Raw genomic sequence first — 25,206 nt, 5'->3', positions numbered from 1 at the left:
CAGCGCGATGACAGGGTGACGGCGGGATGAGGGCGCCGCGCGCGGCGCCCTCACCTCATCAGCGCAGGTACGGGCCGTCGGCGCCGACCTTGCCGGGTGCCGGGTTGCCGGGCAGGCTCAGCACGTACACCCGCATCGCCCCCTTGCCGGAGACCGTCGCGGTCAGGGTGCCGTTCGTGACGACCTTGACGTCACCCGTCACCGCGTCGGTGTAGGTGCCGTTCGGCACCCCGGTGAAGGTGGCCCCGGCCGAGATCGTGACCAGCGCGAAGCTGTCCACCGCCCCGCTCGTGTAGCGCCGCTTGAACGCCATCGGGCCCCCGCTGACGCCCTCGGTCGAGTACTGGCCCAGCTGCAGGGCCGGGACCGCGCGGCGGATCTGGTTGAGCCGCTGCACGTGCTTGACCAGCGGCTGGCTCAGCGTCGTCGCCACCTGGCCCGACGCCGAGGACACCACGCCGTAGCCGGACGCGACCACGGTGCCCTGCAGCTTGTCGCCGTAGTAGGCCCGGCCGGTCGTCGCCAGGGGACAGGTCGGGCCGCAGTCGATGCGGGCGCCCTTCTGGAACTCGATCTCGGATCCGTAGTACAGCACGGGCACCCCGCGGAACGTGAACATCAGGTCCAGGTTCTCGGCCCAGGCGTCGGTGCCGCCCGCGTACCGCGTCGAGGACTTGTTCGGGCCGTAGTCGTGCGAGTCGACGTAGACGGCGTTGTACGTGGCGTCGTTGACCGAGTCGTCGGAGTCCTTGCCGTTGAGGAACGCGTTCGTGGCGTCGCCGAAGTTCATGTGCATGCGCATGTCGATGATGTTCATGCCGGAGAACTGCGAGCGGTCCGGCGCGTGGTACGCGTTGCCGTTCAGGAACGCGTTCGCCGACGTCGGCTGGTTGCCGGTGCCCATCGCGTTCTCGTAGTTGAACTGGTCCAGCGCCGCCTGCACGTCGTCGTCCACATAGGACCGACGCTCCTTCCAGGTGAAGAACTGCGCCGAGTGGTTCACCGAGCCGCGGTTCCACTTGTCGTTGACGAACGCGCCGACCTCGCCGAAGACGTAGAAGTCGGCCGCCTTCGCCGCGCCGTACTTCTGCACCAGGCGCTGCTGCAGCGCCGGCAGGAAGCGGCGGTTCCAGGTGACCCGCGGGATGTGCACGGCGGTGTCGACGCGGAAGCCGTCGACGCCCATGTCGATGTAGTGGTTGTAGGCGCCGATGAGGTACTGCTGCACGACCGGGTTCTCGGTGTTGAGGTCGGCCAGGTCGTCGTGCAGCCAGCAGGAGCGGGAGTCCTCGCCCTCCCAGTTGCCGATCCAGCACTGGTGGTACAGGCTGGCCGGGAACATGCCGGACGTCGGGCTCGGCCACTGGCAGTTGTGGATGGTGTAGCCCTCGGGGCTCTTCGCGCCGGTCGGCGTGCCCCAGCTGCGGCAGGTGTTGCCGGCCGGCTCGGTCGTCGACCACAGGTCGCCGTTGTAGGGCCGGCCGAGCGCGTTCTCCTCCAGGGGGTTGTACTGCTTGCCGGGGACCTTCTCGGAGTACATCCAGTCCCACTGGCCGTCGCGGGCGCCCCAGACGGGCGGCACGAACAGGCCGTTGGCGCCCCAGCGGGAGCTGTGGTTGTAGACCACGTCCTGGTAGATCTTCAGGCCCTTGGCGTGGGCGGCGTTGATCAGGTCCTGGTAGGAGGCGCCGGGCGACTCCAGCCGCGGGTCGACGCGGTAGAAGTCCCAGCCGTGGTAGCCGTGGTAGTCGTAGTCGGAGCGGTTGAGCACGACCGGCGTGATCCAGATCGCCGAGAACCCGAGGCCCTTGATGTAGTCGAGCTTGTCGACCAGGCCCTTGAAGTCGCCGCGGAACATCGGGTCGTTGTTCGCCGCGTTGCCCGACGCCGCGTGCTGGCTGCCGCCGCGGTTGTTCGAGGCGTCGCCGTCGTAGAACCGCGCCGTGAGCACGAAGTAGACGGTCTCCTTGCGGGGGTCGCCGCCGAGCATCTCCCCGCCGGCCGGCAGCGGTGGCGCGGTGCCGGTGGTGACCGTCACCGGAGCCGACGCCGCCGACAGGTTCCCGGCCGCGTCGGTTGCCCGGACCGTGTACGTGTAGGCGGTCAGCGGGGCGGGGCTGCCGTCGATGTAGCCGTTGTACGCGCTGGTGAGCACGGTCCCGCCGGGATTGCGGGTGATCTGGTACCCCGTGACGCCGCGGTCGTCGGTCGAGGCGGTCCACGCCAGCGTCACGGTGACGTGGTCGACGGTCGCGGTCACCCCCGACGGCGCGCTCGGCGCGGTGGTGTCGGCCGGCACCGAGCTGCACGGGTCGGTGGCCCCGCCGGTGACGACCCCGCCGCTGACCCGCGTGGTGCCGGCCGCGATGCGGTAGTTGGCGCCGTTGTTGTTGTCCCAGCTCCCGGTGCCGTTGGTGAACACGGCCTGCATGCCGGTCGCGGCCCCGAGCTGGACGGTCTTCTTCACCCAGCCGGTGCACGCCGTCTCGTTCATCGGCACGCCGGGCACGGCGGTCCACGCCTCCCCGTCGGGGGCGTAGTGGATGTTCACCACCGGCCAGCTCCGGCCCGCGGTCGAGTAGAAGACGGTCGCGGTGTTGCCGCCCGGCGGCGGGGTCTGGGTCGTGCACGGGTTGCCGGTGCCGACGGCGCCGCCGGTGATCGTGACGGTGCCCGTACCGATGCTGTAGTTGGCACCCGAGTGGTTGTCCCAGGTGCCCGCGCCGTTGTTGAACACGACCTGGGCTCCGGTGGCGCTGCCGAGGTCGAGCGTGCGCACGTACCAGCCGGCGCAGGTCGCGGCGCTCATCGGCACGCCGGGCACGGCGGTCCACGCGCCGCCGTTCGGCGCGTAGTGGATGTTCACCGTGGTCCAGGCCGCGGTGGGCTTGTAGTAGACGGTGACGGTGCTGGCCGCGGCGGCGGGCACGGCGGTGAGCCCGGCGACCGCGACGGCGAGGACGGTGGTGGCGAACAGGAGGAGACGTCTGAGGGGCACGGTGGGGCTCCTTGCTGCGTCGATGCGGTGGCGGCCGACCGAGACAGCGTTGCAACGCGTGCGAAAGAGCGTCGCCGGACCCATTCATGCTTGTCAAGCTTCTTGCAGGATTCCCCCCGGCTGTACCGCAAGCAGCGCACTGACCTGCGATCTCGCACTGAAAGCACCGCAAAGACTTGCAAAGATCAACCTCGCCCGCACCGGCCCCCTCGTGCGCCGATCTTGGAGTTGTGGTGCCCGCTCGAACCCTGTTCGTGGGCTTTTGTGACCACTACAACTCCAAGATCGGCGCGCTTGGGTGTGGGAGTGACGGGCTTCAGTCGCGGGACGGGCCGGTCGCCCTGAACGGGCCGAGGACGATCCCGACGGCCCCACCACGATAGCGGTCACCCGCCACCGCCGCGGCGGCCTCAGGCCGGTCGGTGCAGGGGGACCGGGAGCGTCGAGGCCGGGCCCGCGGCGAGGGCCGCGTCGTCGGTCGCGACGGTGTCGACGACGACGGTGCGGTCGCTGCCGGTGACGCGGTCGCGGGCGGTGACGGTCAGGATGCCGTTGGCGTCGATGTCGAACTCCAGCTCGATCTCCACCATGCCCTTCGGGGCGGTCGGGAGGCCGGTCAGCTCGAACGCCGCGAGCGGGCGGTTCGACGCCGCCACCGGGTGGTCGCCCTCGCACACCCGGACCAGCAGCGACGTCTGGCCGTCGGTGCCGGTGGTGACCAGCGTCCAGGACCGGTGCGGGATCGGGGTGTGCCGGGGGACCAGGATGTGCTGGGTGCCGCCGGCCAGCTCGAAGCCCAGGTCCAGGGCGGTCGACTCCAGCACCAGCGTGTCCCGCACGTGGCCGGTGAGGATGCCGGCCTGCACGGCGGCGCCGGTGACCACCGCCTCCGGCGGGAGGCCGCGGTACGGGGTGCGGCCGCCGGTCAGCCCGCGCACGAGCTCGGCGACGGCCGGCATGCGGGCGGCGCCGCCGGTCAGCACGACCCGGTCGACGTCAGCGATCGGCACGCCGGACGCGATGACGACCCGGTCCACCGGGCCGCTGCAGCGGTGCAGCAGGTCCCGGGTCTGCGCCTCCAACGCCGAGCGGGTGAGCGTATCGGTGACGTGGACCGGGCCGGCGGGCGAGACGCCCAGGTACGGCAGGTGCAGCTGCGCCGAGCCGGCGGCCGACAGCTCGATCCGCGCCGCCTCGGCGGCCTCCCGGAGCCGCGCGAGCGCGGCGGGCTGGGCGGCGAGGTCCAGGCCGTGGTCCTGGCGGACCTGCTCGGCGATCCGCTCAGCGATCCGCCGGTCCCAGTCGTCGCCGCCGAGGTGCTGGTCGCCGGCGGTCGCCTTGAGATCGATGAGGCCGTCGCCGACGTCGGCGAGGGCCACGTCCAGCGTGCCGGCGCCGAGGTCGACGAGCAGCACGATCTGCTCCCCGCCGTGGTGGGCGCCGTGGCCGAGCAGCGCCGCCGCCGGGGCGGAGATCACCCGCAGGACCGGCAGGCCCGCCCGCCGGGCCGCGCCGGCCAGGGCGAGCCGCTGGACGTGGTCGAACGACGCCGGCGCGGTGAGCACCGCGCCGTGGATCGGGCCGCCGAGGTGGGCCTCGGCGTCGGCGTGCAGCCGCGCGAGCAGGATCGTGACCAGGTCCTCGGCCGTGTACCGGGCGCCGGCCCGGTCGAGCGCCCAGCCGGTGCCGAGCAGCAGGGCCGGCGCCCGCACCGTGTGCTCCGGGTTGGTCAGCGCCTGCCGGGCGGCCGCCGCGCCGGTCAGCGTCGACCCGTCGGCGGTGACGGCCACGACGCTCGGGGTGCTGAGGGCGCCCTCGGCGTTCGGCACCGGGACGGCCCGGCCCCGCTCCAGGACGGCGACCGCCGACTCGGCGGAACCCACGTCGATGCCGACGACGGCGCCGTTCCCCGGGCCGTTCCACGCGCCGTTCCCCCCGCCGGGCGGGCCCGGCAGGGCGCCGAGCCCGCTGGCGTACCACAGCTCCCGCGCCCGCCGGGCGAGCGCCGCGTCGGCGTCGCCGACCAGCCCGAGCAGCAGCGTGCACGCGGCCGTCCGCACCGACGGGTCGCCGCCGCGCAGGAGCCGCCCGGCCAGGTGCAGCGCCTCGTCGCGCCGGGCGACCCGCTCGTCGGCGGCGGCTGCCCGCAGCTCGGTGACGTCCTCGGCCCGTGCGGCCGGGCGCGGCGCGGAGGCCCGGCCGGCGGCGGGCGGGGCCGGCTCGGACTCGGCCTGCAGTGCGCCCTCGGCGACGACCAGCTCGGGAAGGTCGAGCGTGGTCGGGGCGACCCGCAGGGCGCGGTGCAGCAGCGTGGCGGCCAGCGGTACCCGCGAGGCACCACCGACGAGGAAGACCCCGGCCAGCTCGTCCGGCCCGACGCCGACGGACCGCAGCACGGTCGCGGTGAGGGCGGTGGTGCGCTCCAGGTGGGGCCGGGCGAGTGCCTCGAACTCGGCGCGCGTGACGTGGACGTCGGCGTCGACGAGCGGCACGTGCAGTTCGGCGGACGGCCGGCGGGAGAGCTGCTCCTTCACCGCGCGGGCGTCGAGCTGCAGCTGGTGGCGCACCCGCCGCTCGGAGGTGCTGCGCGGGCGGTCCAGCGCGGCCCAGCCGTCCGCCGCGCCGGGCCGGCCGGCGGTGAGCGCCCGCACGTGCTCGACGAGGGCGGCGTCGAGGTACACGCCGCCGACGTCGGCCAGGCCGTCGTGCGCGAGCACGGTGAAGCCCGCGCCGGCCCGGCGGACCACGCTGACGTCGAAGGTGCCGGCGCCGAGGTCGTACACGACGAGGCAGCGGCCCTCGGGGAGCTCGTGGCCGAGTCGGCCCGCGTAGTAGGCGGCCGCCGCGACCGGCTCCGCGACGAGCCGGACGGCGCCGAGGCCGGCCCGCGCCGCGGCCGCGGCCAGGACGCCCCGGCGCAGCCGCCGCCAGCTGCTCGGGTGGGTGAGCACCACCTCGCCGGGCAGGTCGCCGGCGACCCGGCGCGCCTCGGCCGCGACCCGGCCGAGGACCGCGGCGATCAGGTCGGCGACCGGCACGTCCCGGTCGGCCAGCCAGACCGTGCCGTCGTCGACGCGCTGCTTGGGGTACGGTTCGAGGCCCTGCGGCAGGCCGACCGCGGCCCGCTCGGCGTCGCCCCCGGTCAGCAGCTCCGCGTCCGGGTCCGCGCCGGCGAACACCCCGGAGCCCAGCAGCGGCGAGGCGTCGAAGAGCAGCGGGCGCACCCGCCCGCCGCGGTCCTGCAGCATCGCGACCGTCGTCGAGGTGCCGAAGTCGACCGCCAGCCGCGGCCCGGGCCCGCTCACCAGCGGTCGAGGTGGAGCACCTGGTCGAGGGGCTGGCGCGGCGCCGGTTGGAAGGTGTCGCCGGTGTAGAACGCGGTCGGGATCAGGGCCGCCTGGCGCACGTTCGCCGGCAGGCCGAGGATGCCGGCCACCTCCTCCTCGTGGTTGAGGTGCAGCGTCGTCCAGGCCGTGCCCAGGCCGCGGGCGCGGGCGGCCAGCATGTAGCTCCAGGCGGCCGGCAGCACCGAGCCCCACAGCCCGGCCTGGTTGCCGTCGCCGAGCCGGCCGGCGCGGCCCACGGCCAGGCAGGGGATGACCAGGACCGGCGCCTTGCCGAGGTGCTCACCCAGGTGGGCGACGCTGTCGCCGACCCGGCGCTGGACCGCCGAGCGCCCGGGGTCGTCGGCGAAGAGCTTGCCGGCCGCGCCGGGGGAGGCCAGGTAGGCGTCGACCGCCTTGCGGTACACCTCGCCGATCCTCGACCGCTGGCCCGGGTCCGTGACGACGACCCACTGCCAGGTCTGGCGGTTCGAGCCGCTGGGCGCCTGCAGCGCGATCTCCAGGCACTCCCGGACCAGCTCCAGGGGCACCGGGCGGCTCAGGTCGAGCCGCTTGCGCACCGTGCGGGTCGTGGTCAGCAGTTCGTCCGGGGACAGCGGCAGCACCATGCGGCTCATTCTGCCTGCCGCACCTTGCGCACGACGAGCAGCACGACGCCGGCGCCGAGCAGGACGGCCACGACCGTGCCCGCCGGGGCGGTGTAGCGCTCGACGTCCTGCCAGCGGTCCGCGAGCAGCCAGCCGAGCCCGATGAACAGGGCGTTCCAGACGCCCGAGCCGGCGGCGGTCAGCGTGACGAACCGGCGCAGCGGCATCCGCTCGACCCCGGCCGGGATCGACACGAGGCTGCGCAGGACCGGCACGCACCGGGACACGGCGACGACCCACGAACCGTGCCGGGCGAACAGCCGGTGCCCGCGCTCCAGGTCGCGCCGGCTGGTGAGGACGAACCAGCGCCTGCCGGCCAGCCGGTGCAGGCGCTCGTAGCCGAGGCGGGCGCCCAGCCAGTACAGGATGAGCGAACCGGTCACCGCGCCCAGCGTCGCCGCCAGCCAGACCAGCAGCGGGTGCATGGCCCCGGACCGGGCGCGGAACCCGGCCAGGGGCAGGATCAGCTCGGACGGGATGGGCGGCACGAGCGTCTCCAGCGCGATCAGCAGCCCTACCCCGAGGGGCCCCAGCAGGTCGATCGTCGCGAAGATCCAGTCCGTCATCGCAGAATTCTAGAAGGTACACAGGAATGTCACCGGGCGCGTTCCTTGCATCACGGTGTGATGAAGGCTCATCCGTACGGCGGTCGTAAGTGGCCAATCGACGTGCGGTAACGGACCGGAGGTGCCATCACCAGCGGTGCGCCGCAGGCAATACGGTCCGTGCACGACATACGCGCGCCGCCCCGCCGGATGGAGTAGCCGCCGCCTGCGCGCGTTTCCTGGGCACCCTGTGGAGGGAACGACGTGTGGAAAGGCCGCTTGGCGATCGCGTCGCTCCTGCTCGTCTCGCTGCTCGCGGGCCTGTCGATGTGCGCGATCCGCGGCGCCAGCAACGACCAGCTCGAGGTGTACTCCTGGTGGACCGGTCCCGGTGAGGAGGAGGGCCTCGCCGCGATGGCGAAGGCCTTCGAGGCGGCCAACCCGGGGGTGCGGTTCGTCAACGCGGCGGTGTCGGGCGGGGCCGGCTCCAACGCCAAGGCGATCCTCGCCAGCCGCCTGCTGGCCAACGACCCGCCCGACTCCTACCAGCGCCACGCCGGCCTGGAGCTGCTCGACGACGTGCGCTCGGGCAAGGTCCACGACGTGTCCGACCTCTACGACGAACAGGGCTGGCGCGAGGTCTTCCCGAAGGGCCTGCTCGACAACCTGACGATCGACGGCAAGATCTACGCGGTGCCGGTGAACATCCACCGGGCCAATCTGTTGTGGTACAACCCGCAAACCCTCCGGGACCTGGGAATCCAGGAGCCGCCGAAGAACTGGGCCGAGTTCCTGGCGCAGGCCGAGGCCATCCAGGCCAAGGGCAAGGTGGCGCTCGCCGTCGGCCCGGAGTGGACGCAGAAGCACCTCATGGAGACGGTGCTGCTCGGCGAGCTCGGCCCGAACGGCTACGAGTCGCTGTTCAACGGCAACCTCGCCTGGACCACGCCGCAGGTGAGCTCCGCGCTCGACACGTTCGCCAAGGTGCTGGCCGTGTCCGACGTGAAGTCGGCCTCGGGCGACTGGCAGCCGCAGATCGACCGCGTGGTGCAGGGCTCCGCCGTCTACGCCGTCATGGGCGACTGGGCGTCGAACTACCTGGAGCAGACCAAGAAGCTCAGGTTCGGCGAGACGTACGGGGCGGTGGCCTCGCCCGGCACCGACGGCGTCTACGACTTCCTGTCCGACTCGTTCACGCTGCCCACCGGCGCCCGCCGGCCCGACCTGAGCCGCAAGTGGCTGGTCGAGTGCGGCTCGGCCGCCGGGCAGAACCTGTTCAACCCGCTCAAGGGCTCGATTCCGGCGCGCACCGACGCCGACGCCGCCCTGTACCAGGGATACCTCGGCTGGGCGCTGCAACAGTGGCGCGACCCGAAGACCCGCATCGTCGGCTCGCTGACGCACGGCGTGGTGGCGAACAACGCCTACAACGCCGAGATCGACTCGGCGCTCGGCCTCTTCGTCCAGCACGGCGACCTCGGCAAGTTCGCCAGGACCGTGCAGCAGCAGTTCCGGGAGACGCAGTGACCGCTCCGCTCCACGTGCCGCGGCACTCCTCGGAGGCCCCGGCCGCGCCTGCGCCGCAACGGCAGCGCAAGCCCCGCAAGCAGCGCGGCCCGGTCTGGCTCGCCGGCCTGCTGCTCGTCTCGCCGTCGCTGATCCTCATCGGGATCTTCGTCTACGGCTTCCTCGGCTGGAACGTGCGGGTCTCGTTCTCCGAGTGGAAGGGGCTGTCGCCGTCGTACGACTTCGTCGGCCTCGACAACTACGCGGACCTGTGGCGCGACGAGCGGTTCCGGGCCGACGCGCGCAACCTCATCGTGTTCACCGTCGTGTTCGTCGCCGGCTCGCTGCTGCTCGGCTTCCTCATGGCGATGCTGCTCGACAAGGGCGTGCGCGGCGAGGCGTTCTTCCGCGGCGTGTACCTCTTCCCGATGGCCATCTCGTTCATCGCGACCGCGATCGTGTGGCGCTGGCTGCTGGACAACGGCACCGGTGAGGACACCGCCGGGCTCAACAAGCTCTTCGCCGCCGCCGGGCTGGACTTCCTGCGCAGCGACTGGCACAAGTCCGACTCGATGTGGGCGATCGCCGCGGTGGCGCTGCCCGCCGGGTGGGCGCTGTCGGGCTACGTCATGGCGCTGTTCCTGGCCGGCATGCGCGGGGTGCCCGAGACCCTGCGCGAGTCGGCCCGCCTCGACGGGGCCAGCGAGTCGCAGATCTTCTGGCACGTGGTGCGGCCCGCGCTGCGGCCGGTCATGTTCAGCGCGCTGCTCATCATGGTGCACATCTCGCTGAAGGCGTTCGACCTGCTGTACGCGCTGGACCAGGGCAACCTGCGCATCGACACGCCGTCGCTGTACATGTGGTTCACCACCTTCGACGGCGGCTTCTACGACCGCGGCGCGACGATCGCGACCGTGCTGCTCCTGGGCGTGGCGCTGGTCGTCGGGCCCTACGTCTGGTACGCCCTGCGCACGGAGAGGCGGTGACCGCGATGGTACGGGCAACCGCCGTCGTTCCCCGGCACACGCAACCGCGGATCCCGCAGCCGCTGGCAACCGCGCCCCAGCAGCGGCGGATCCGCTCCCCGTTCGTGAACCGGGTGCTGCGCTACGCCGCCCTGTGGGCGCTCGCGGCGTTCTTCCTCATGCCGGTGTACGTGCTGGTCGTGACCTCGTTCAAGAACCCGGCCGACGTCAGCGTGACCCGCATCTGGGAGCTGCCGACCAGCTTCTCGCTGACGAACTTCGGCGAGGTCTGGCCGAAGCTGTCCTCGGGCTTCCGCAACAGCCTGTCGCTGGCCATCCCGGCCTCGCTGCTGTCCTCGCTGCTGGGCTGCGCCAACGGGTTCGTGCTGTCGAAGATCCGCTTCCCGTTCGCCAACGTCGTGTTCCCGCTGATCCTGTTCGGCATCTTCGTGCCCTACCAGGCGATCATCATCCCGGTGGCGCAGACCATGACCTCGGTCGGCCTGCGCGGCGGCGGCGACCCCAGCGGCGGGCTGTTCGGCCTGATGCTCATCCACATCATCTACGGCCTGCCGATCACGACGCTGATCTTCCGCAACCACTTCGTGGGGCTGCCGAACACGTTGCTGGAGTCGGCCCGCCTCGACGGCGCGGGGATCCTGCGCACCTTCGTCGACCTGGCCGTACCGCTGGCCAAGCCGGCCTTCGCCGTGAGCATCATCTGGCAGTTCACGTCGTCCTGGAACGACTTCATGTTCGGCGCCATGATGACCAGCCGCGACTCGTGGCCGGTGACCATCGCGCTGAACAACGTGGCCGGCGGCCAGGCGATCCCGTTCGGCCAGGCGATGGCGGGCGCCCTGCTGGTCAGCCTGCCGACGCTCGCGATCTACGTCCTCCTCGGCCGCTTCTTCATGCGGGGCCTGCTGGCGGGCACGCTCCAGGACTGATGCGGCGTCCGGCCGAGCAGCGCGGCGGCGATCGCCGCCGCCGCGAACAGCGCGAAGGCGACGGCGGCGGCGATGTCGAAGACGCGGCCGTCCAGGTCGGCGGCGAGCCGGGGACCGAACACGCCGCGCGGGTCGGTGACGACCTGCAGGGACGTCCCGGGCGGGTACTCGGCGGTGTCGCGGTACTCGCCCTCGACGTCGGCGAGCGTGTAGTTGTACAGGCACCGTCCGTCGCGGTTCTCGCTGCACCTCGCCGACATGACCACGGTGGTCACCGGGTCGCCGGCCAGCCGCAGGTACCAGTCGCCGGGCACCGCGTACGCGGTCGGCACCAGCACCAGCATGGCTGCGAACGCGACCCAGGTGGGCCCGGTGCGCCCCTTGCTGATCCAGTACAGCAGGAACGGCGCGGCGAGCAGCGCGGCCGTCGGCACCGCCGCGACCACCCACCACCACCAGGACCCGAGCGCGCCCGCCGCCCCGGCCACCAGCCAGACGACCGCGGTCGCGGCGATCAGCGCGACGGCTCGTACCATGATCCGATTCTGCGGCCCGCCGGCGACCGGCGCTGTCGGCAGGCCGACGCGCTTCTGCTACACAATGTCGCATGAAACGTCTCCGATGGTGGTCGGTCGTCGCCGTCGCGGCCGTCGTGGTCGCGGTGGCCTCCGTGTTCGCGCTCGACCTGCCGGGGCGCACGGCGTTCCTGGCCCGCGAGGCGCCGAAGGCGTGCGAGCTGATGGCGCAGGGCGCGTCCCCGTTCGGCGGCGCGTCGGTCTGCACGCCGCTCGGCCGCCACACGCCGCCGCTGGGCAACCCGGACGGTCAGGTGTTCCTGCTGCTGGAAACGTCGACCGGCCCGGCCGCGGTGCGGATCGACTACACCGACACCGGCTCGGGCGACTACACGGCCACCGCGGTCGAGGTGCCGACCTGGGAGGCGCCGGGCATCTCGCACGACACGGCGGAGCGCATCAAGGAGGGCATCAACCAGCGCGGCGGACTGAAGACGGTCCCCTGGGCCGTTCACGGCGCCCCCTGATCCGGACTCACCAGCCGGCGCCGAAGCAGACCAGCGGGGGTGCGTCCTCGTCCGGGCCCAGCGCGGCGATCGCGGCCGCCAGGGCCGCGGCCGGGGACAGGCCGCGGCGCAGGCCGGCGTGGTGGGCCGGGGCGACCCGGCAGGCCACCGCGTCGGACAGCAGCGCCACGCCCGCGACGACGCTGCGTGCCCCGCTGTGCAGCATCGCCACGGTCATGCCGAGCGTCTCGTCGCCCGGCCGGGCGCCGGCCAGGCCGAGCTCGCAGGCGGACAGCACCACGTGGGCGGGCAGCCGGGGCAGCCGCTCCAGGTCGTAGCCGAACAGCGGCCCGTCGGCCAGGTCGAGGTGCGAGAACAGCGGGTTGTCCGGCTCGTGCGTACCGTGCGCGGCCACGTGCAGCACGTCCGCGCGCCCGGCCGCGGCGCGCACCTCGGCGGTCGTCGCTGCGACGTTGGTCGATGCACCCGCACGCTCGGCCCGTCCGGCCAGGGCGGATCGACCAGCGTCGTGCGCCGAAGCGCCGCTGGGGGACCACACGTCGGCGAGCAGCTTGAGCTCCTCCGCGGCCCGCGCCACACCCGGGCCGGCCGCCAGCGCCACCACCGGCGCGGCCGGCAGCGCCGGGCCGGTCCGGGCGGCGAGCCACGCGGTCACCGACGGCACGACCGCCACCGCCCGCCCGCGCAGCGCCGGCAGCAGCGTCCACGGGATCGGCGCGAGCGGCGCCGACGGGGCCAGCAGCAGCGGCCCGGGGGCGACCGCGTCCACCAGCGGCGCCCACAGCAGCCGGTCCAGCCGGGCCAGGGCGGAGCGGCTGGCCGCGCGGACGGTGGCGCGCACCGGCTCGGGCAGCGTGTCGAGCGCGAGCGCGTCCAGGTCGTGCCGCAGCCGTCGGTGCGCCTCCAGGGCGGGCTCGGCGTCGCCGAGGTCGAGCAGCGTCTCCCGCCGCCCGGTGACGACGAGCGCGGCGAGCCGCCGGCCGCCGGTGGCGCCGTCGCTCACCAGCAGGTGGGCGACGAACGTGGCATCGTCGGCCGCGAGCCGCTCCCGCAGGGCGCCGAGCGACGCGGGGGCGGTGGTGTGGGCGGGCCCGGGCGTGTACCACGACCGCTGCCGCACCTGCTGCTCCAGCCGCGCACACCGGGACCGCAGCCGCGGGTCGGCCCGCCCGGCCAGCAGCTGCCCGCGCAGCTCGGCCCGCGCGTGCCGCAGCTCCTCCAGGAGCCGGGCGGCCTCCTCGTCGGGCGGCGGCAGCACGGGCGGCAGCCGCGCCGACAGCGCCCGCGCCCGCTCCGCCCACCCGAACACGGCCGCGGCCCGCCCGCCGGCGACGGCCTTGGCCAGGCCGTCGGCCGCGAGCCGCCGGGCGTGGCTGCCGACCGCGGTCTGCAGGTCGAGACTCCCGAACGAGGCCTGGTACCGATGCAGGTCCGCGAGCGCCGCCCGCCGCTCCCGGTCGGCCCCGGCGGCGTCCCCGCGCGCCTCGGCGAGCGCGGCCCGCACCCCGCGGGCCTGCAGCCGCGTCGCGATCGGGTCGCGGGCCCGCAACCGTACCGCCTCCCCGGCCACCGCGGCGGCCCGCACACCGGCCCGCCGCCACCGCTCCCGATCCGCCGCTCCGGCTGCGGACGGCTCATGGGCGGCGGGGGCAGGCGTGCTGGTGAGGAGGGCCGTCGCGGCGGTCAGGCGGGCGCGGCGGGCCTCGTCGGCCAGGCCCTCGGCGGCCAGCCGGTCGGCCAGCGCCACGGCCCGAGCGGCGGCGCCGCGGGAGCGGCCCTCGCCGATCGCCGCCGCCAGCGCCACGTGGGCGGCCAGCAGGGCCCAGCCCACGGCGCCGCGGCCGGTGCAGCGGCGGCGGGCGCGGGCGGCCAGCAGCCGGGCGTCGGGCCAGCGCTCCTCCAGCAGCGCCAGCTCGGCCCGGCTCAGCTCGGCCTCGGCCAGGTCCTGCCGGCGGCCGTCGGCGGCGAACAGCTCGGCCGCGCGCGAGAGGTCGCGGTCGGCGTCGCCGAACAGGCCGGCGGCGACGAGGACCTGGGCGCGGTCGGCGTGGTACACGCCCGCGAACACCCGGGACTGGCTCGACAGCAGGTGGCGGACGCCGTCCATCACGCGCAGGGCCGTCGGCAGGTCGCCGGAGAGCATGCACAGGTAGCCGTAGTTGTGCGCCGCCTTGGCCGCGATGACCTCCAGGCCGTGCCGGCGGGCCAGGGCGGCGCAGCGGGCGAAGTCGGCCCGGGCCGCCGCGTGCCGGCCCCGGCGCATGTGGACCAGGCCGCGGTTGAGCAGGTTGCGGCAGAGGATCTCCGGCTCGTCCTCGTCGAGCAGGCCCACCGCCCGGTCGAAGACGGCCGCCGCCTCGGCCAGCAGCCCGGCCCGCTGCAACAGCAGGCCGCGCTGGCTGGCCGCCCGGCCACGCAGGCGCCGCGGCAGGCCGGGCAGGGCGTCGGTGCGGTCGAGCAGCTCGATGCCCGCGGCCGGCCCGCGGCGCTCGGCCTCGTGGTACGCCAGCGTGATCAGGACGCCGGCCAGCTCCTCCGGGGTGGCGTCCAGCGCCAGCGCGCGGTGCAGCAGCCGGCGGGCCGCGGCGTGCCGGCCCCGCTCGGTCTCCGTCTGCGCGCGCTGATGCAGCTCCGCGGCCGTGACGCCACCCACGGTGCCATTGTGGTGGCCCTAGGTGGTGGCGGGTCAAGCGTCCGGGCTCAGGAACGGGAACGGCGCCCACCTGAGCACGATCGGTACCGCCTTGCGCAGCGCGTCCTGCCCCTGGTGGCTCCTGTCGCCGAGCCGGCGGATGCCGCCCTGGTCCAGGTGCAGCAGCGCCGCGGCGATGCGCCCGGCCATGACGGGCGTCGCGTACGAGGTACCGGAGGCGACCGCGAACCCCGACGTGAACGAGTCCCCGTCGACCGTCGCCCGCGGCTGCCCGGACGGGTCGAGCGTGCGCACCGCCGGCTGGAGGCTGTTCTGCAGCGTCGTCGGCATCGTGCTCACCACGGCCGCGCCGCGCTGCCACCCCGTGACCCACGAGCCGCCGTTGCTGAACAGCGCCACCGACCGGCCGTCCGGGTTCAGCGCGCCGGTGCTCACCAGCAGCGCCGGCTCCGGCCTCGGGCCGCCCGCCTTGGCCCACTGCTGACCGGCGAAGGCCGCCGGGTACATCTCCCGGGTCGTGCCGTCGTTGCCGGCCGCCGCGACCACGACGACGCCGCGCCGGTTCAGCTCGCGGATCGGCGCCAGCACCAGCGGATCCCAGTCGGTCGCGTCCTTCGGGGACTCGTGGTAGTACCCCATGGACACCGAAACCACGTCGATGCGCTGGCCCTGGTCCATCAGGATGGCCAGCTCCTCCAGCGCCAGGATCAGGTCGTGCTCGCCGATGAACCCGTTGGACCGCACGATCGGCAGCGACAGGATGTCGGCGTCGGGGCAGGCCATGTGGATCAGCCCGCAGATGAACGTGCCGTGCCCGGCGAGCGGGTCGCGGCGCCCGTCGAGCGGGCCGCTGATGTCCCCGTAGTACTCGCCGAGCGGGTTGATCTGCTCCGGCGCCGGCCGGTTCGGGCGCCGCTGGAGGGTCCGGTGCGTGACCAGCTTGTCGAGCCACGGGTGCGGGCCGCAGCCGGTGTCGATCACCGCGACGACCGGCCGCCGGTGCCCGTTCGGCACGGTGTGGCGGGCCGGCGGCGCCATCGTGAGGGCCACCGGGCGCGGGCCGGCGTACGCGAGGTCGGCGTAGAGGCCCTCCTCGCCGTAGGGCTGGGGCGAGTCGTACGGCTGCGGCGAGTCGTAGGGCAGCGGCACGTTCTGCCGCCCGACGAACAGCATGTGGTTGAGCTGGATGTCGCGCAGCGCCTCGCGCTGCTCGACGCCCTCGGCCCGGGCCGCCGCCCGCTGGCGGACCTGCCAGGCGTCGACCGCCGCCGCGGACGACGGCACGAACCGCAGCAGCGCCGCGCCGGTCGGGCCGGTGGTCTCGACCGGGACCGCCCGCAGGCCGAGGTCGGCCGCGGCGGCCCGCACGAGCTGCTGCGCGACCCGGTTGCCGGCCGCGACGAGCAGCTGGTCGCCGGCGTACACGGTCGGGCGGATGACCTGGTCCGGCAGCCGCGTCGCGGTCACCGGGTCGAGCACGCGGGCGCCGCCGCGGGCGAGGCGCCCGGCGGAGGGGAACGCCGGGTCGAAGTCGCCGCGGGGGCGGTCGTCGTGGTGGTACTGCACCATGTGCCTGCACTCCAATGCGGTGGTTACAGGGTGAACGCGGGCGTGATCACGGGCCGGTCCAGGCGGGCCGCCGCGGGCTCGACGACCAGGTGGACGAGCCCCTCGGGGATGCGGCCGAACGCGAACCGGCCGTCCTTGTCGGCGTTGGCCTCGTGGACGACGTCGCGGGTGTGCAGCTGGACGCGCAGCGCCGCGGCCGGGGTCAGCCAGCCGTCGAGGCGCCGGTGCCGGCCGTCGGCGGAGACGGTCACCATGACCGTCAGCTCGGAGGACGTGAACGAGATCGTGGAGGCGCGCTCGGGGCCGCGCGCCCCGGACCCGACCGGCATCCGCTGCGGCGCCATGATCTCGACGTCGAGGTCCTCCAGCGCGAGCCGGAACAGCACCCGCTCGGCGAGGTCGCCGGGGACCGGGTCGAGCCGCTGCCACATCCCCCGGAGCCGGTCCATCAGCAGCTGTTCGGCGGGGGTCATGGCGTGCTCCATTCGGGGTCGTCGTCGAGCCGGCGGCGCAGCTTCTCCAGGCAGCGGCCGCGGGTCGGGCCGATCGCGCCGACCGGCATCGCGAGCTCCGCCGCCAGCGTCGCGTACCCCGGCCGGTCGGCGAACGCGATGATCCGCAGCAGCCGGCGGCAGCGGTCCGGCAGCGTCGCCACGTGCCGCCACAGCCGCCGCGCCTCATCGCCGGTGAGCACGTCCGGCTCCGGCCCGGGCGCGGGCGGGGTGAGGTCGTCCACCGTGGAGAGCTCGACGGGCTGCTCCTGGCGGCCCTGGCCGGCCACCCGCCACGCCTCGCGCCGGGCCGTGAGCGTGATCCACCGCCACACGGCCTGCGGCTCGCGGATCCCGCCGGCGCCGCGCACGAGCGCCAGCCAGGTCGACTGGATGGTGTCCTCGGCCGCGTCGCGGTCCAGGCCGTAGCCGCGCACGATGTGCCACAGCGGCGGGGTGAGCAGGCGGACGAGCCGGTCGAGGCCGTCCGGGTCGCCGTCGTCGCGCCACGCGAGGAACGCGTCGGTGGCGTCGATCCACGGGGTGGCGCTGTCCGCCGCCGGCACCGTCATCCGGTCCTCCTCCTCGCCCCCTGCCCGGAGTTCTACGGTCAAGAGGGGACGCGGGACGCCCTGATACGCACCGGGGCGAACTTCTTCACGGCGAGCGCAGCTCCACGAGGGTGACGTCGGGCGGCGCGCCGACCCGCACGGGCGGTCCCCAGAAGCCGGCGCCGTTTGTCACGTACACCGGCATCCCGCCGACCTCGCCCAGCCCGCCGACGATCGGCTGCGACGCCCGGACGAACAGGCCGAACGGCCACAGCTGGCCGCCGTGCGTGTGGCCGGACAGCTGCAGGCCGACACCCCGCCGGGCCGCCTCCAGGGCCTGGACCGGCTGGTGGGCGAGCAGGACGGTCGGGCGGGCCGGGTCGCGGCCGCCGAGTGCCCGGTCGTAGTCGGGCGGGTCGCCGACCGTGCCGCCGGTGGCGTCGTTGACCCCGGCGAGGTACAGCTCGTCGAGCTCGACCCGCTCGTTGCGCAGGACCCGCAGGCCCAGCTCGCCGACCTCCTCGATCCAGGCCTCGTGGCCGGAGAAGTACTCGTGGTTGCCGGTCACGAAATAGGCGTTGCGCAGGTCGCGGAGGGGCTCCGCGGCCTTGCCGAGCGTTTCGACGGTGCCGTCGACGAGATCCCCGACGACCGCGACCACGTCGGCGTCCAGCGCGTTCACCGCCCGCACGACCCGCTCGGTGTGCGCCCGGCCGAGCAGCGGGCCGAGGTGGATGTCGGAGACCAGCGCGACCCGCAGACCGTCGAGGCGGCGGGGGAGCCGGGCGAGGGGCACCTGGACCCGCCGGGTGCGGGGCGGCCCGAGCGCGGTCGCCATCCCGGTGCCGGTGACGGCCGCGGCGGCCAGCCCGGCGGTGATGGCGGTGCCTCTCGCGATGAGCAGGCGGCGGTGCTCGTCGACCCTTGCCGGCAGGCGGGCCGCGAGCAGGACGGGCAGCTCCAGGGCCAGCAGCGCCAGGGCCAGGTAGGCGCAGAGCGCGAGCCAGACGTAGCCCGGCCAGGCCACGACGCGTTCCAGGATCGGCTCGTACCGCCGGGGCAGCGCCCGGTTGCCCACCGCCGTCACCGCCAGCAGCAGGCCGAGCCCGGCGAACACCCACCGGCCGGCCCGGCGCGCCCTCGCGCTGGTGGTGACGGCGCGGACCAGGCGCAGCCAGAGGTACCAGTGCAGGATCGCGACGACGATCAGCACAGCGGCGGCGAAGAACATGCCACAGTGTTGCGCATGGCGGATCCACTGCACGAACGCGATGAGGCGCTGCCTGCGCTGCGACAGGTGTACGACGCGGCCGGCCCGTTCTTCGGGACGCTCGCCGACCGGCTGGTGTACGACCGGGCGGCCGAGCCGCTGCTCGACCGGCTCGGCGGCCCGCTGCCGGAGACCGGCCGGGGCACCGCGGCGGCCGTCGAGGAGCTGCTGCGGGTCGGCACCGCGACCGCCACCGCCTCGGCCGGCCCGCGGTTCTTCCACTTCGTCATCGGCGGGTCGACCCCGGCCGCGCTCGCCGCCGACTGGGTGGTGTCCCTGCTCGACCAGAACGCGTTCGTGAAGGCGTCGTCGCGGTTCGCCGACGCCGCCGAGCGGGTCGCCCTCGACTGGCTGCGCCAGCTGTTCGGCCTGCCGGAGGGCTGGGGCGGCGCCCTGACCGCCAGCGCCACCTTCGCCAACGTCGCCGGCCTGACCCTGGCCACCCACTGGTGGGCCGAGCGGCACGGTGCCGACCTGGCCGCCGACGGCCTGGCCGGGCTGCCGCGCATGCCGGTGCTCGCGACCGGCCTGCTGCACCCGAGCGCCCGCAAGGCGCTGCAGCTCATCGGCCACGGCAAGGACACCGCCGAGGTCTTCGCCGGCCCGGCCGCCCTCGGCCGCCGCCTCGCCGCGCTGGGCGGCGCCCCCGCGGTGATCATCGCAACCGCCGGCGAGCCGAACGCGGGCGCCTTCGACCCGCTCGCGGACCTCGCCGACCTGGCCGCGTCGCACGGCGCGTGGCTACACGTCGACGGCGCGTTCGGGCTGTTCGCGGCCCTGTCCCCGCGCACCGCGCACCTCACCGCCGGCGTCGAGCGGGCCGACTCGGTCGCCGCCGACGCGCACAAGTGGCTCAACGTGCCGTACGAGAGCGGGTTCGTGCTGGTCCGCGACCCGTCCCGGCTGGGCGCCGCGTTCGGTATGCCCGGCGCCCCGTACCTGCCCGGCCCCGACGACCCGCGCGGCGGCTTCGGACTGCTCGGCCCCGAGTCGTCCCGCCGCGCGCGGGCGCTGCCGATCTGGGCCACCCTGGCCGCCTACGGCCGCGACGGCTACCGGGCGATGGTCGAGCGCCACTGCGACCTGGCCGGGTACCTGGCGGCGGTGGTCGACGCCGCGCCCGACCTGGAGCGGCTCGCCGACGTCCCGCTCAACGTGGTCTGCTTCCGCTACCGCCCGCCCGGCCTCAGCGAGCCCGCACTCGACGACCTGAACCGCCGCCTTGCGGAGGCGCTGCTCGACGACGGCCGCGTCTACGCCGGCGGCACGGTGCACGACGGCCGCGCCGCGCTGCGCCCCGCGATCAGCAACTGGCGCACCACGGAGCCCGACCTGGACCTGCTGGTGTCGGTCGTCCGCGACCTGGCCGCCCAATTGCGTTGATCTTGCAGTTGTGGTGCCGCGACCCTCCCAGGATGTCCGGTTTGCGAGGCACCACAACTGCAAGATCGGCGCAGTGCGGGGTAAACCCGAGCAACACGCGGCCGATTGGAACTGCGTGCTGCTCAGGGCCTATGTCGCCGCCGGTGTGGCGCTGAGCGTCGGGTACTACCTCACGCCCGACTCGCCGCTCAAGACCGTGCTGTGGACGGCCGTCGCGCTGTCCTCGGTGGCCGCCATCCTGGTCGGGGTCGCGCGGCACCGGCCGCCGCGACCGCTGCCGTGGCTGCTCGCCGCCGGGGGCCTCGCGTCCTACGCGGTCGGTGAGGCGCTGTTCTACTGGCCGCAGCTCGTCGACGGCTCGGCCTCCACCGGGCCGGCCCTGGCCGACGTCTTCTACCTCATGCTGTACCCCGCCCTCGCCGCCGCGCTCGCCGTCATCGTGCGCCGGCAGAGCCCCGGCGGGGACCGCGCGGCGCTGCTCGACGGCACCATCGTCACGGTCGGCCTGGCCCTGCTGACCTGGGTGTTTCTCATCGAGCCGTACCTCAGCAGGCCGACCGTCGCCACCGGCGAGCGGCTCATCACCATCGCCTACCCGCTCGGCGACGTGCTGGTCCTGGCCGTCCTGGCCCGGCTCGGCGGCGGGCGGGGCGCCGGGGGCACCCCCTTCCGGCTGCTGTTCGCGAGCCTCGTCGCGCTGCTGGCGACCGACGCCGTCTACACCTGGCAGTCGCTGAACGGCGAGTTCCGCGCCGGGTCCTGGGTCGACGCCGGCTGGATCGCGTTCTACCTCGGCATCGGCTGCGCCGCGCTGCACCCGCGGATGCGCCGGATGGACGAGCCGCTGCCCGAGGCCGCCGCGCGGCTGAGCAGCGGCCGGTTCGCCGTGCTGCTCGCCGTCGCCGCCCTGCTCATCCCGGTCGTCGTCACGATCAAGTCGGCGCCGGCGACCGAGCTGGCCGTGTTCCTCACCGCGTCGTCCGTCCTGTTCGTGCTCGTGCTGGTGCGGATGGCCGACCTCGTCGCGGCGCTGCGGGAGGGGCACCGGCAGCGGGCCGAGGGGCGGTTCCAGCGGCTCACCGAGCAGGTCACCGACGTGCTGTCGATCTGCCGCAGCGACGCGGTCGTGCAGTACGTGACGCCGTCGGTGGCGCAGCTGCTCGGCCGCTCCCCGCACGAGCTGATCGGCACGTCGCTGCTCGCGCTCGTGCACCCCGACGACCGGGACCGGGTCGGCGTGCTCATCGACACCGGGGCGCAGGGCGGGCGGGTCGGGCCGATCGAGTGCCGGCTGCGCCGGGCGTCCGGCGAGTACGTCGTGACGGAGACGGTCGGGCGGGTGGTGGACGACCGCGACCTCTCGGGGTACCTCTTCACCACCCGCGACGTCACCGAGCGCAAGGCCCTCGAGGAGCAGCTCACCCACCAGGCGTTCCACGACGGGCTGACGGGGCTGGCGAACCGCGCCCTGCTCGCCGACCGGGTGCACCACGCGCTCGAGCGGCGCGGCAGCCCGTACCGCAGCCTCGCCGTCCTGGTCGTCGACCTCGACGACTTCAAGACCATCAACGACTCGCTGGGCCGGGCGGCGGGCGACGCGCTGCTGCGGGCGACCGCCGACCGGCTGCGCTCGTGCCTGCGCTCGGCCGACACCGCCGCGCGGCTCGGCGGCGACGAGTTCGCCATGCTCCTGGAGCACCTCGACGACGCCGCCGAGGCCGCGCGGGTCGCCGAGCGGGTCCTCGCCGCGCTGCGCAGCCCGCTGTCCGTCGGCGGGCGGGAGATCCAGCCGACCGCGAGCGTCGGCATCGCGCTGCCCGACCCCGACCGCCTGCCCGACGCCGACGAGTTGCTGCGGGACGCGGACGTGGCGATGCACATGGCCAAGCGGCGGGGCCGCAACCGCTACGCGTACTTCGCCCCGAGCATGCACGCCGGTCTCGTGGAGAAGCTGGACCTGGCCGAGGACCTGCGTGGCGCCATCGAGCGGCATGAGCTCCAGGTGTACTACCAGCCGCTGGTCGACCTGGCCGGCGGCGCGATCGTCGGCGCCGAGGCCCTGGTCCGCTGGACGCACCCGGAGAAGGGCCCGATCCCGCCGGACCGGTTCATCCCGGTCGCCGAGGAGACGGGCCTGATCCTGCCGCTCGGCTACGCGGTGCTCAACACGGCGTGCCGGGCCGCGGCGGCGTGGCAGCATCCGGTACCGCTGCGCATCAGCGTCAACCTCTCACCCCGGCAGGTCCAGGACCCGGCCGTCGGCCTGTACGTGCGGCAGACCCTCCTCCACAGTGGACTCCCGCCCGAGTCGCTGACCCTGGAGATCACCGAGTCGCTGCTGAGCGAGGACCACGAGGTGGCCGCGAGCCGCCTCGCGGAGCTCAAGGCGCTCGGCGTGCGGCTCGCCGTGGACGACTTCGGCACCGGCTACTCGTCGCTGTCCCGGCTGCAGTCGTTCCCGATCGACATCCTGAAGATCCCGAAGCCGTTCGTCGACGGCGTCGCGTTCGGCCCCGGCCAGTCGGCGCTCGCCCGGGCGATCCTGGACCTCGCCGATGCCCTCGGCCTCCAGGTGGTGGCCGAGGGCATCGAGGACGCGGCCCAGGCGGCCGAGCTGCGCCGCCTGGGCTGCCCGATCGGGCAGGGCTTCCACTTCTCCCGGGCGGTGCCGGCCGGGGAGTTCGGGGCGCTGCTGTCCCGCGGGGCGTTCGCGCCGGCGTGAGGTCAGCTGCCGGTGCAGGTCACGGCCGGGGTACCGCTGGTGCCGCTCCCGATGAACCCGTAGGTGGTCGTCGCGTTCGGCGCGAGCGCGCCGTTCCACGGCGCGTTCACGGCGGTCACGGTCGCGCCGCTCTGGGTGAGCGTCGTGCCCCACGACTGCTGGACCAGCTCGCCGGCGGCGTAGGTGAACCGGGTGGTCCAGGCGGTGATGGCCTTGCTGCCGCTGTTGCGGACGGTGACCTCGCCCTGGAACCCGCCCGGCCACTGCCCGACGACCTTGTACGTCGCGGCACACGCGGCGCTGCCGCTGCTGGCGCTGGCGCTGCTGGCGCTGGCGCTGGCGCTCGGGCTGGCGCTGGGGCTGCGACTCGGGCTCGCGCTGCTCGCGCTCGGCGACGGCTGGACCCCGCCGAGCGCCCTCGTCAGCGGCGGGTACCACTTGTCGGCCATCTTGCGGATGCCGGAGTCGTTCGGGTGCACGCCGTCGCCGGTGTCGGTGGCCGAGCTCCAGCCGGTCCACTGGTCGACGACCGTGATCGGCGACGCGGCGGTGGTCTTGCCGGCCGCCCAGCCGGGGATCGCGTTGTTCAGCGCGACCGTGCGGGCCGCGCACTCGGGGCAGCTCGGCGGGTCGACCGGGATGATCTGGGCGACGAGGACGCGCATCGCGGGGTTGGACGCCCGCATCTGGTCCACGAGCTTGGAGTACGCGGCGAGGATCGTGTCCGTCGACCGGTTGCTCCACACGTCGTTGGTGCCGAAGTGCATGAGCACGATGTCCGGGTGGGTCGCCGAGAGCCAGCCGGGCAGCAGGTTCTGGTTGGCGACGTCGGTGACGAGCGCGCCGCCGTGGCCCTCGCCGTCGCCGTCGTAGGCGATCCCGCAGCCCTGCGGCGGCTGGGTGCCGACGAAGTCGATGTTCGTGTACCCGCCGTTCTGCAGGGCCTGCCACAGCAGCGCGCGCCAGCAGCCCGGGTTGCCGGTGATCGAGTCGCCGAGCGGCATGATCCGCACCGGCGTGGCCGCGGAGGCGTTGGGCAGGGCCATGAACACGGTCGCGGCCGCGGCGGCGATGACCGCGGCGAGCGCGACGACGAGGCGGCGCATGTGGGCTCCCTCCGGACGGACGTTGCCGGGGGAGTGTTCCAGCGGGGTCGACATCGCTCAATGGATCGGCGCCGGCCTTCACCGTGACCTGCGGCCCGCCTGTGAACGTTTCACGGGCACGGGTGTGACATCCTCTACGCCGAACGGGTGGTTACGGGGGAGGAACCATGACGCAGTGGAGCAGCGGCCACCAGCAACAGCCGCAGTACTACGCGCCGCCGCCACCCCCGCCGCCGCGGCGCAACACGGTGGCCGTTGCCCTGATCGCCAGCCTCTCGCTGCTGGTGGTCCTGGTGGTCGCCATCATCGTGGTGATCGCCGTCCGCCGGGGTGACGGCTCGACCGCGACCCCGGCCGCGTCGGCCCCGACCACCCGGTCCGGCCCGGTCGACACGTGCCTGATCGGGAACTGGCGCCAGTCGCAGTACGGGGCGACGATGGACCTCTCCTCCGTCAGCGACGGGAAGAACAAGCCGCTCGGCACGGTCCGGGTGACCGGCAGCGGCCGCCTGTGGCGCATCACGGCCGACGGCAGGGCGACGGAGGACTTCACCTCGACCCGCTACAGCGGCCGCACCGACGACGGCCGCGGCGTCGACCTGACGTTCACGGGCACGAACGAGTGGACCCTGAAGACGCAGGACGGCCAGCTCCTGTTCGTCTCCACGGGCAGCACGGTGGAGCTGACGATCACGGTCGACGGCAAGCAGGCCGAGAAGACCAGGGTCGAGCCGCACAACAACCCGCAGCCGTACACGTGCCTGCCCAACTCGTGGAAGACCCAGTCCCTGACCGACACCACGGCCTCGGCCCAGTACGACCGCGTCTGACCCCCTGCCGCTGCTGTCCATGATCGAGGGAAGCATCTGGCTGTCCCGACGACCAGATGCTTCCATCGATCATGGTGCGGGCGGCCGCCCTCGCCTCCGCCCGCCCGAACCACGGCGGGTGATTCCGGCATTTCCGAAATGTCCGGGCGCCCGTCCTGGTGAGGGTCGGCTCGGCGGCGGGTGCCGAGCGTTTGAGCGGGAGCGGAACCCTGGGCGGGGCAGGCTTGGCGGGGCAGGCTTGGCGGCGGCCGGTCTTGTGCGGGGCCCGATTGTGATCGCGGTCTGTGGCGCGCGGGCACCGATCTCGGCCTGACCGTGCACCGGTTGCGTGTGGCCTCGGTGTGATCGTGGTCTGTGGCGCCCGGACGCCGATCTTGCCCCCTGCCGCGCGACGGTGTTGCGAGCGGCCGTGGTGTGGTCGTGGTTTGTGGCGCGCGGATGCTGATCTCGGCTCGCCGTCGAACAGACGTTGGTCGATCTGCCCTGGTGTTGATCTCGGCGGGCGAGGGTGGATCGACCAACGTCTGTGCGGTGGGTCGCGGCCAGTTCGGTGGTGGGTGTCGTGCGGTTCGGTGGTGGGTGTCGTGCGGTTCGGCGTGGGTGGAGGACGGGTTGGGACGGCCCGGTCGCGTGT

At 74.2% G+C, this 25,206-nt stretch carries 18 protein-coding genes; 7 read left to right on the top strand and 11 right to left on the bottom strand.

All coding sequences use genetic code 11. The features are described 5' to 3' along the window. Nucleotides 1-58: 58 nt before the first annotated feature. The 4 genes from IEZ31_RS44085 to IEZ31_RS44070 form a co-directional block, all read right to left on the bottom strand. On the bottom strand, nt 59-2,998 hold the full coding sequence (locus IEZ31_RS44085) for a carbohydrate binding domain-containing protein (RefSeq protein WP_229836755.1): 2,940 nt from the start codon (nt 2,996-2,998) through the stop codon (nt 59-61). Nucleotides 2,999-3,408: 410 nt separating this feature from the next. Further along, a complete protein-coding gene (locus IEZ31_RS44080) occupies nt 3,409-6,303 on the bottom strand; it encodes an Hsp70 family protein (RefSeq protein WP_190256108.1) in 2,895 nt (964 codons plus the stop codon). Then, entirely contained in the window at nt 6,300-6,959 is a 660-nt protein-coding gene (locus IEZ31_RS44075; protein WP_190256107.1) for a nitroreductase family protein, read from the bottom strand. Before IEZ31_RS44075 ends, IEZ31_RS44080 begins: the two co-directional genes overlap by 4 nt. Continuing rightward, nucleotides 6,956-7,555 carry a DedA family protein gene (locus tag IEZ31_RS44070; protein WP_190256106.1) on the bottom strand — a complete coding sequence of 200 codons (600 nt, stop codon included), beginning with the start codon at nt 7,553-7,555 and terminating at the stop codon, nt 6,956-6,958. The genes IEZ31_RS44075 and IEZ31_RS44070 overlap by 4 nt, the downstream gene beginning before the upstream one ends. A gap of 258 nt (nt 7,556-7,813) precedes the next feature. Between IEZ31_RS44070 and IEZ31_RS44065 the strand changes: the two genes are divergently transcribed. Genes IEZ31_RS44065 through IEZ31_RS44055 form a run of 3 tightly spaced genes read left to right on the top strand, consistent with a single transcriptional unit; the run spans nt 7,814 to nt 10,955 of the window. Then, on the top strand, nt 7,814-9,061 hold the full coding sequence (locus IEZ31_RS44065) for an ABC transporter substrate-binding protein (RefSeq protein WP_190256105.1): 1,248 nt from the start codon (nt 7,814-7,816) through the stop codon (nt 9,059-9,061). Further along, on the top strand, nt 9,058-10,026 hold the full coding sequence (locus IEZ31_RS44060) for a carbohydrate ABC transporter permease (RefSeq protein ID WP_229836753.1): 969 nt from the start codon (nt 9,058-9,060) through the stop codon (nt 10,024-10,026). Before IEZ31_RS44065 ends, IEZ31_RS44060 begins: the two co-directional genes overlap by 4 nt. 5 nt (nt 10,027-10,031) lie before the next feature. Beyond that, nucleotides 10,032-10,955 (top strand): carbohydrate ABC transporter permease, encoded by a 924-nt coding sequence (locus IEZ31_RS44055; RefSeq protein ID WP_190256122.1) that lies wholly within the window; start codon nt 10,032-10,034, stop codon nt 10,953-10,955. On the opposite strand, the gene IEZ31_RS44050 is transcribed toward IEZ31_RS44055, so the two are convergent. Beyond that, on the bottom strand, nt 10,895-11,491 hold the full coding sequence (locus IEZ31_RS44050) for a hypothetical protein (RefSeq protein ID WP_190256104.1): 597 nt from the start codon (nt 11,489-11,491) through the stop codon (nt 10,895-10,897). The genes IEZ31_RS44055 and IEZ31_RS44050 overlap by 61 nt on opposite strands. A 71-nt stretch (nt 11,492-11,562) precedes the next feature. Between IEZ31_RS44050 and IEZ31_RS44045 the strand changes: the two genes are divergently transcribed. Then, complete coding sequence (locus IEZ31_RS44045; RefSeq protein WP_190256103.1) at nt 11,563-11,997, top strand: hypothetical protein; 435 nt, start codon at nt 11,563-11,565, stop codon at nt 11,995-11,997. Between the two features lie 7 nt (nt 11,998-12,004). On the opposite strand, the gene IEZ31_RS44040 is transcribed toward IEZ31_RS44045, so the two are convergent. From IEZ31_RS44040 to IEZ31_RS44020, 5 genes are all read right to left on the bottom strand, one after another. Then, the gene (locus tag IEZ31_RS44040; RefSeq protein WP_190256102.1) at nt 12,005-14,650 is read right to left on the bottom strand and encodes a CHAT domain-containing protein; all 2,646 of its coding nucleotides are present in this window, start codon (nt 14,648-14,650) and stop codon (nt 12,005-12,007) included. Nucleotides 14,651-14,683: 33 nt separating this feature from the next. Continuing rightward, on the bottom strand, nt 14,684-16,219 hold the full coding sequence (locus IEZ31_RS44035) for a S8 family peptidase (RefSeq protein ID WP_190256101.1): 1,536 nt from the start codon (nt 16,217-16,219) through the stop codon (nt 14,684-14,686). A gap of 23 nt (nt 16,220-16,242) precedes the next feature. Continuing rightward, nucleotides 16,243-16,692 carry a carboxypeptidase regulatory-like domain-containing protein gene (locus IEZ31_RS44030; protein ID WP_190256100.1) on the bottom strand — a complete coding sequence of 150 codons (450 nt, stop codon included), beginning with the start codon at nt 16,690-16,692 and terminating at the stop codon, nt 16,243-16,245. Next, nucleotides 16,689-17,282: an RNA polymerase sigma factor gene (locus IEZ31_RS44025; protein WP_190256099.1), complete on the bottom strand. Its 594-nt coding sequence runs from the start codon at nt 17,280-17,282 to the stop codon at nt 16,689-16,691. The genes IEZ31_RS44030 and IEZ31_RS44025 overlap by 4 nt, the downstream gene beginning before the upstream one ends. An 85-nt stretch (nt 17,283-17,367) precedes the next feature. Beyond that, nucleotides 17,368-18,492 (bottom strand): metallophosphoesterase, encoded by a 1,125-nt coding sequence (locus tag IEZ31_RS44020; protein ID WP_190256098.1) that lies wholly within the window; start codon nt 18,490-18,492, stop codon nt 17,368-17,370. 15 nt (nt 18,493-18,507) lie between these two features. Between IEZ31_RS44020 and IEZ31_RS44015 the strand changes: the two genes are divergently transcribed. Together IEZ31_RS44015 and IEZ31_RS44010 are read left to right on the top strand one after the other, a co-directional pair. After that, on the top strand, nt 18,508-19,914 hold the full coding sequence (locus tag IEZ31_RS44015; protein ID WP_190256097.1) for a pyridoxal phosphate-dependent decarboxylase family protein: 1,407 nt from the start codon (nt 18,508-18,510) through the stop codon (nt 19,912-19,914). A gap of 73 nt (nt 19,915-19,987) precedes the next feature. After that, nucleotides 19,988-22,636: a putative bifunctional diguanylate cyclase/phosphodiesterase gene (locus IEZ31_RS44010; protein WP_190256096.1), complete on the top strand. Its 2,649-nt coding sequence runs from the start codon at nt 19,988-19,990 to the stop codon at nt 22,634-22,636. Between the two features lie 2 nt (nt 22,637-22,638). On the opposite strand, the gene IEZ31_RS44005 is transcribed toward IEZ31_RS44010, so the two are convergent. Continuing rightward, nucleotides 22,639-23,742, bottom strand: coding sequence for a cellulose binding domain-containing protein (locus IEZ31_RS44005; RefSeq protein ID WP_190256095.1), 1,104 nt, complete (start codon nt 23,740-23,742; stop codon nt 22,639-22,641). 167 nt (nt 23,743-23,909) lie between these two features. Here IEZ31_RS44005 and IEZ31_RS44000 point away from each other — a divergent pair, with 167 nt between their 5' ends. Next, nucleotides 23,910-24,572, top strand: a complete 663-nt coding sequence (locus tag IEZ31_RS44000; RefSeq protein WP_190256094.1) for a hypothetical protein — start codon at nt 23,910-23,912, stop codon at nt 24,570-24,572. Nucleotides 24,573-25,206: the final 634 nt, after the last annotated feature.

The organism is Dactylosporangium sucinum (assembly GCF_014647515.1).
Lineage (GTDB): Bacteria > Actinomycetota > Actinomycetes > Mycobacteriales > Micromonosporaceae > Dactylosporangium > Dactylosporangium sucinum.
The sequence above is the reverse complement of the archived record's forward strand: the minus strand, read 5'-3'. Positions and strand labels throughout refer to the sequence as shown.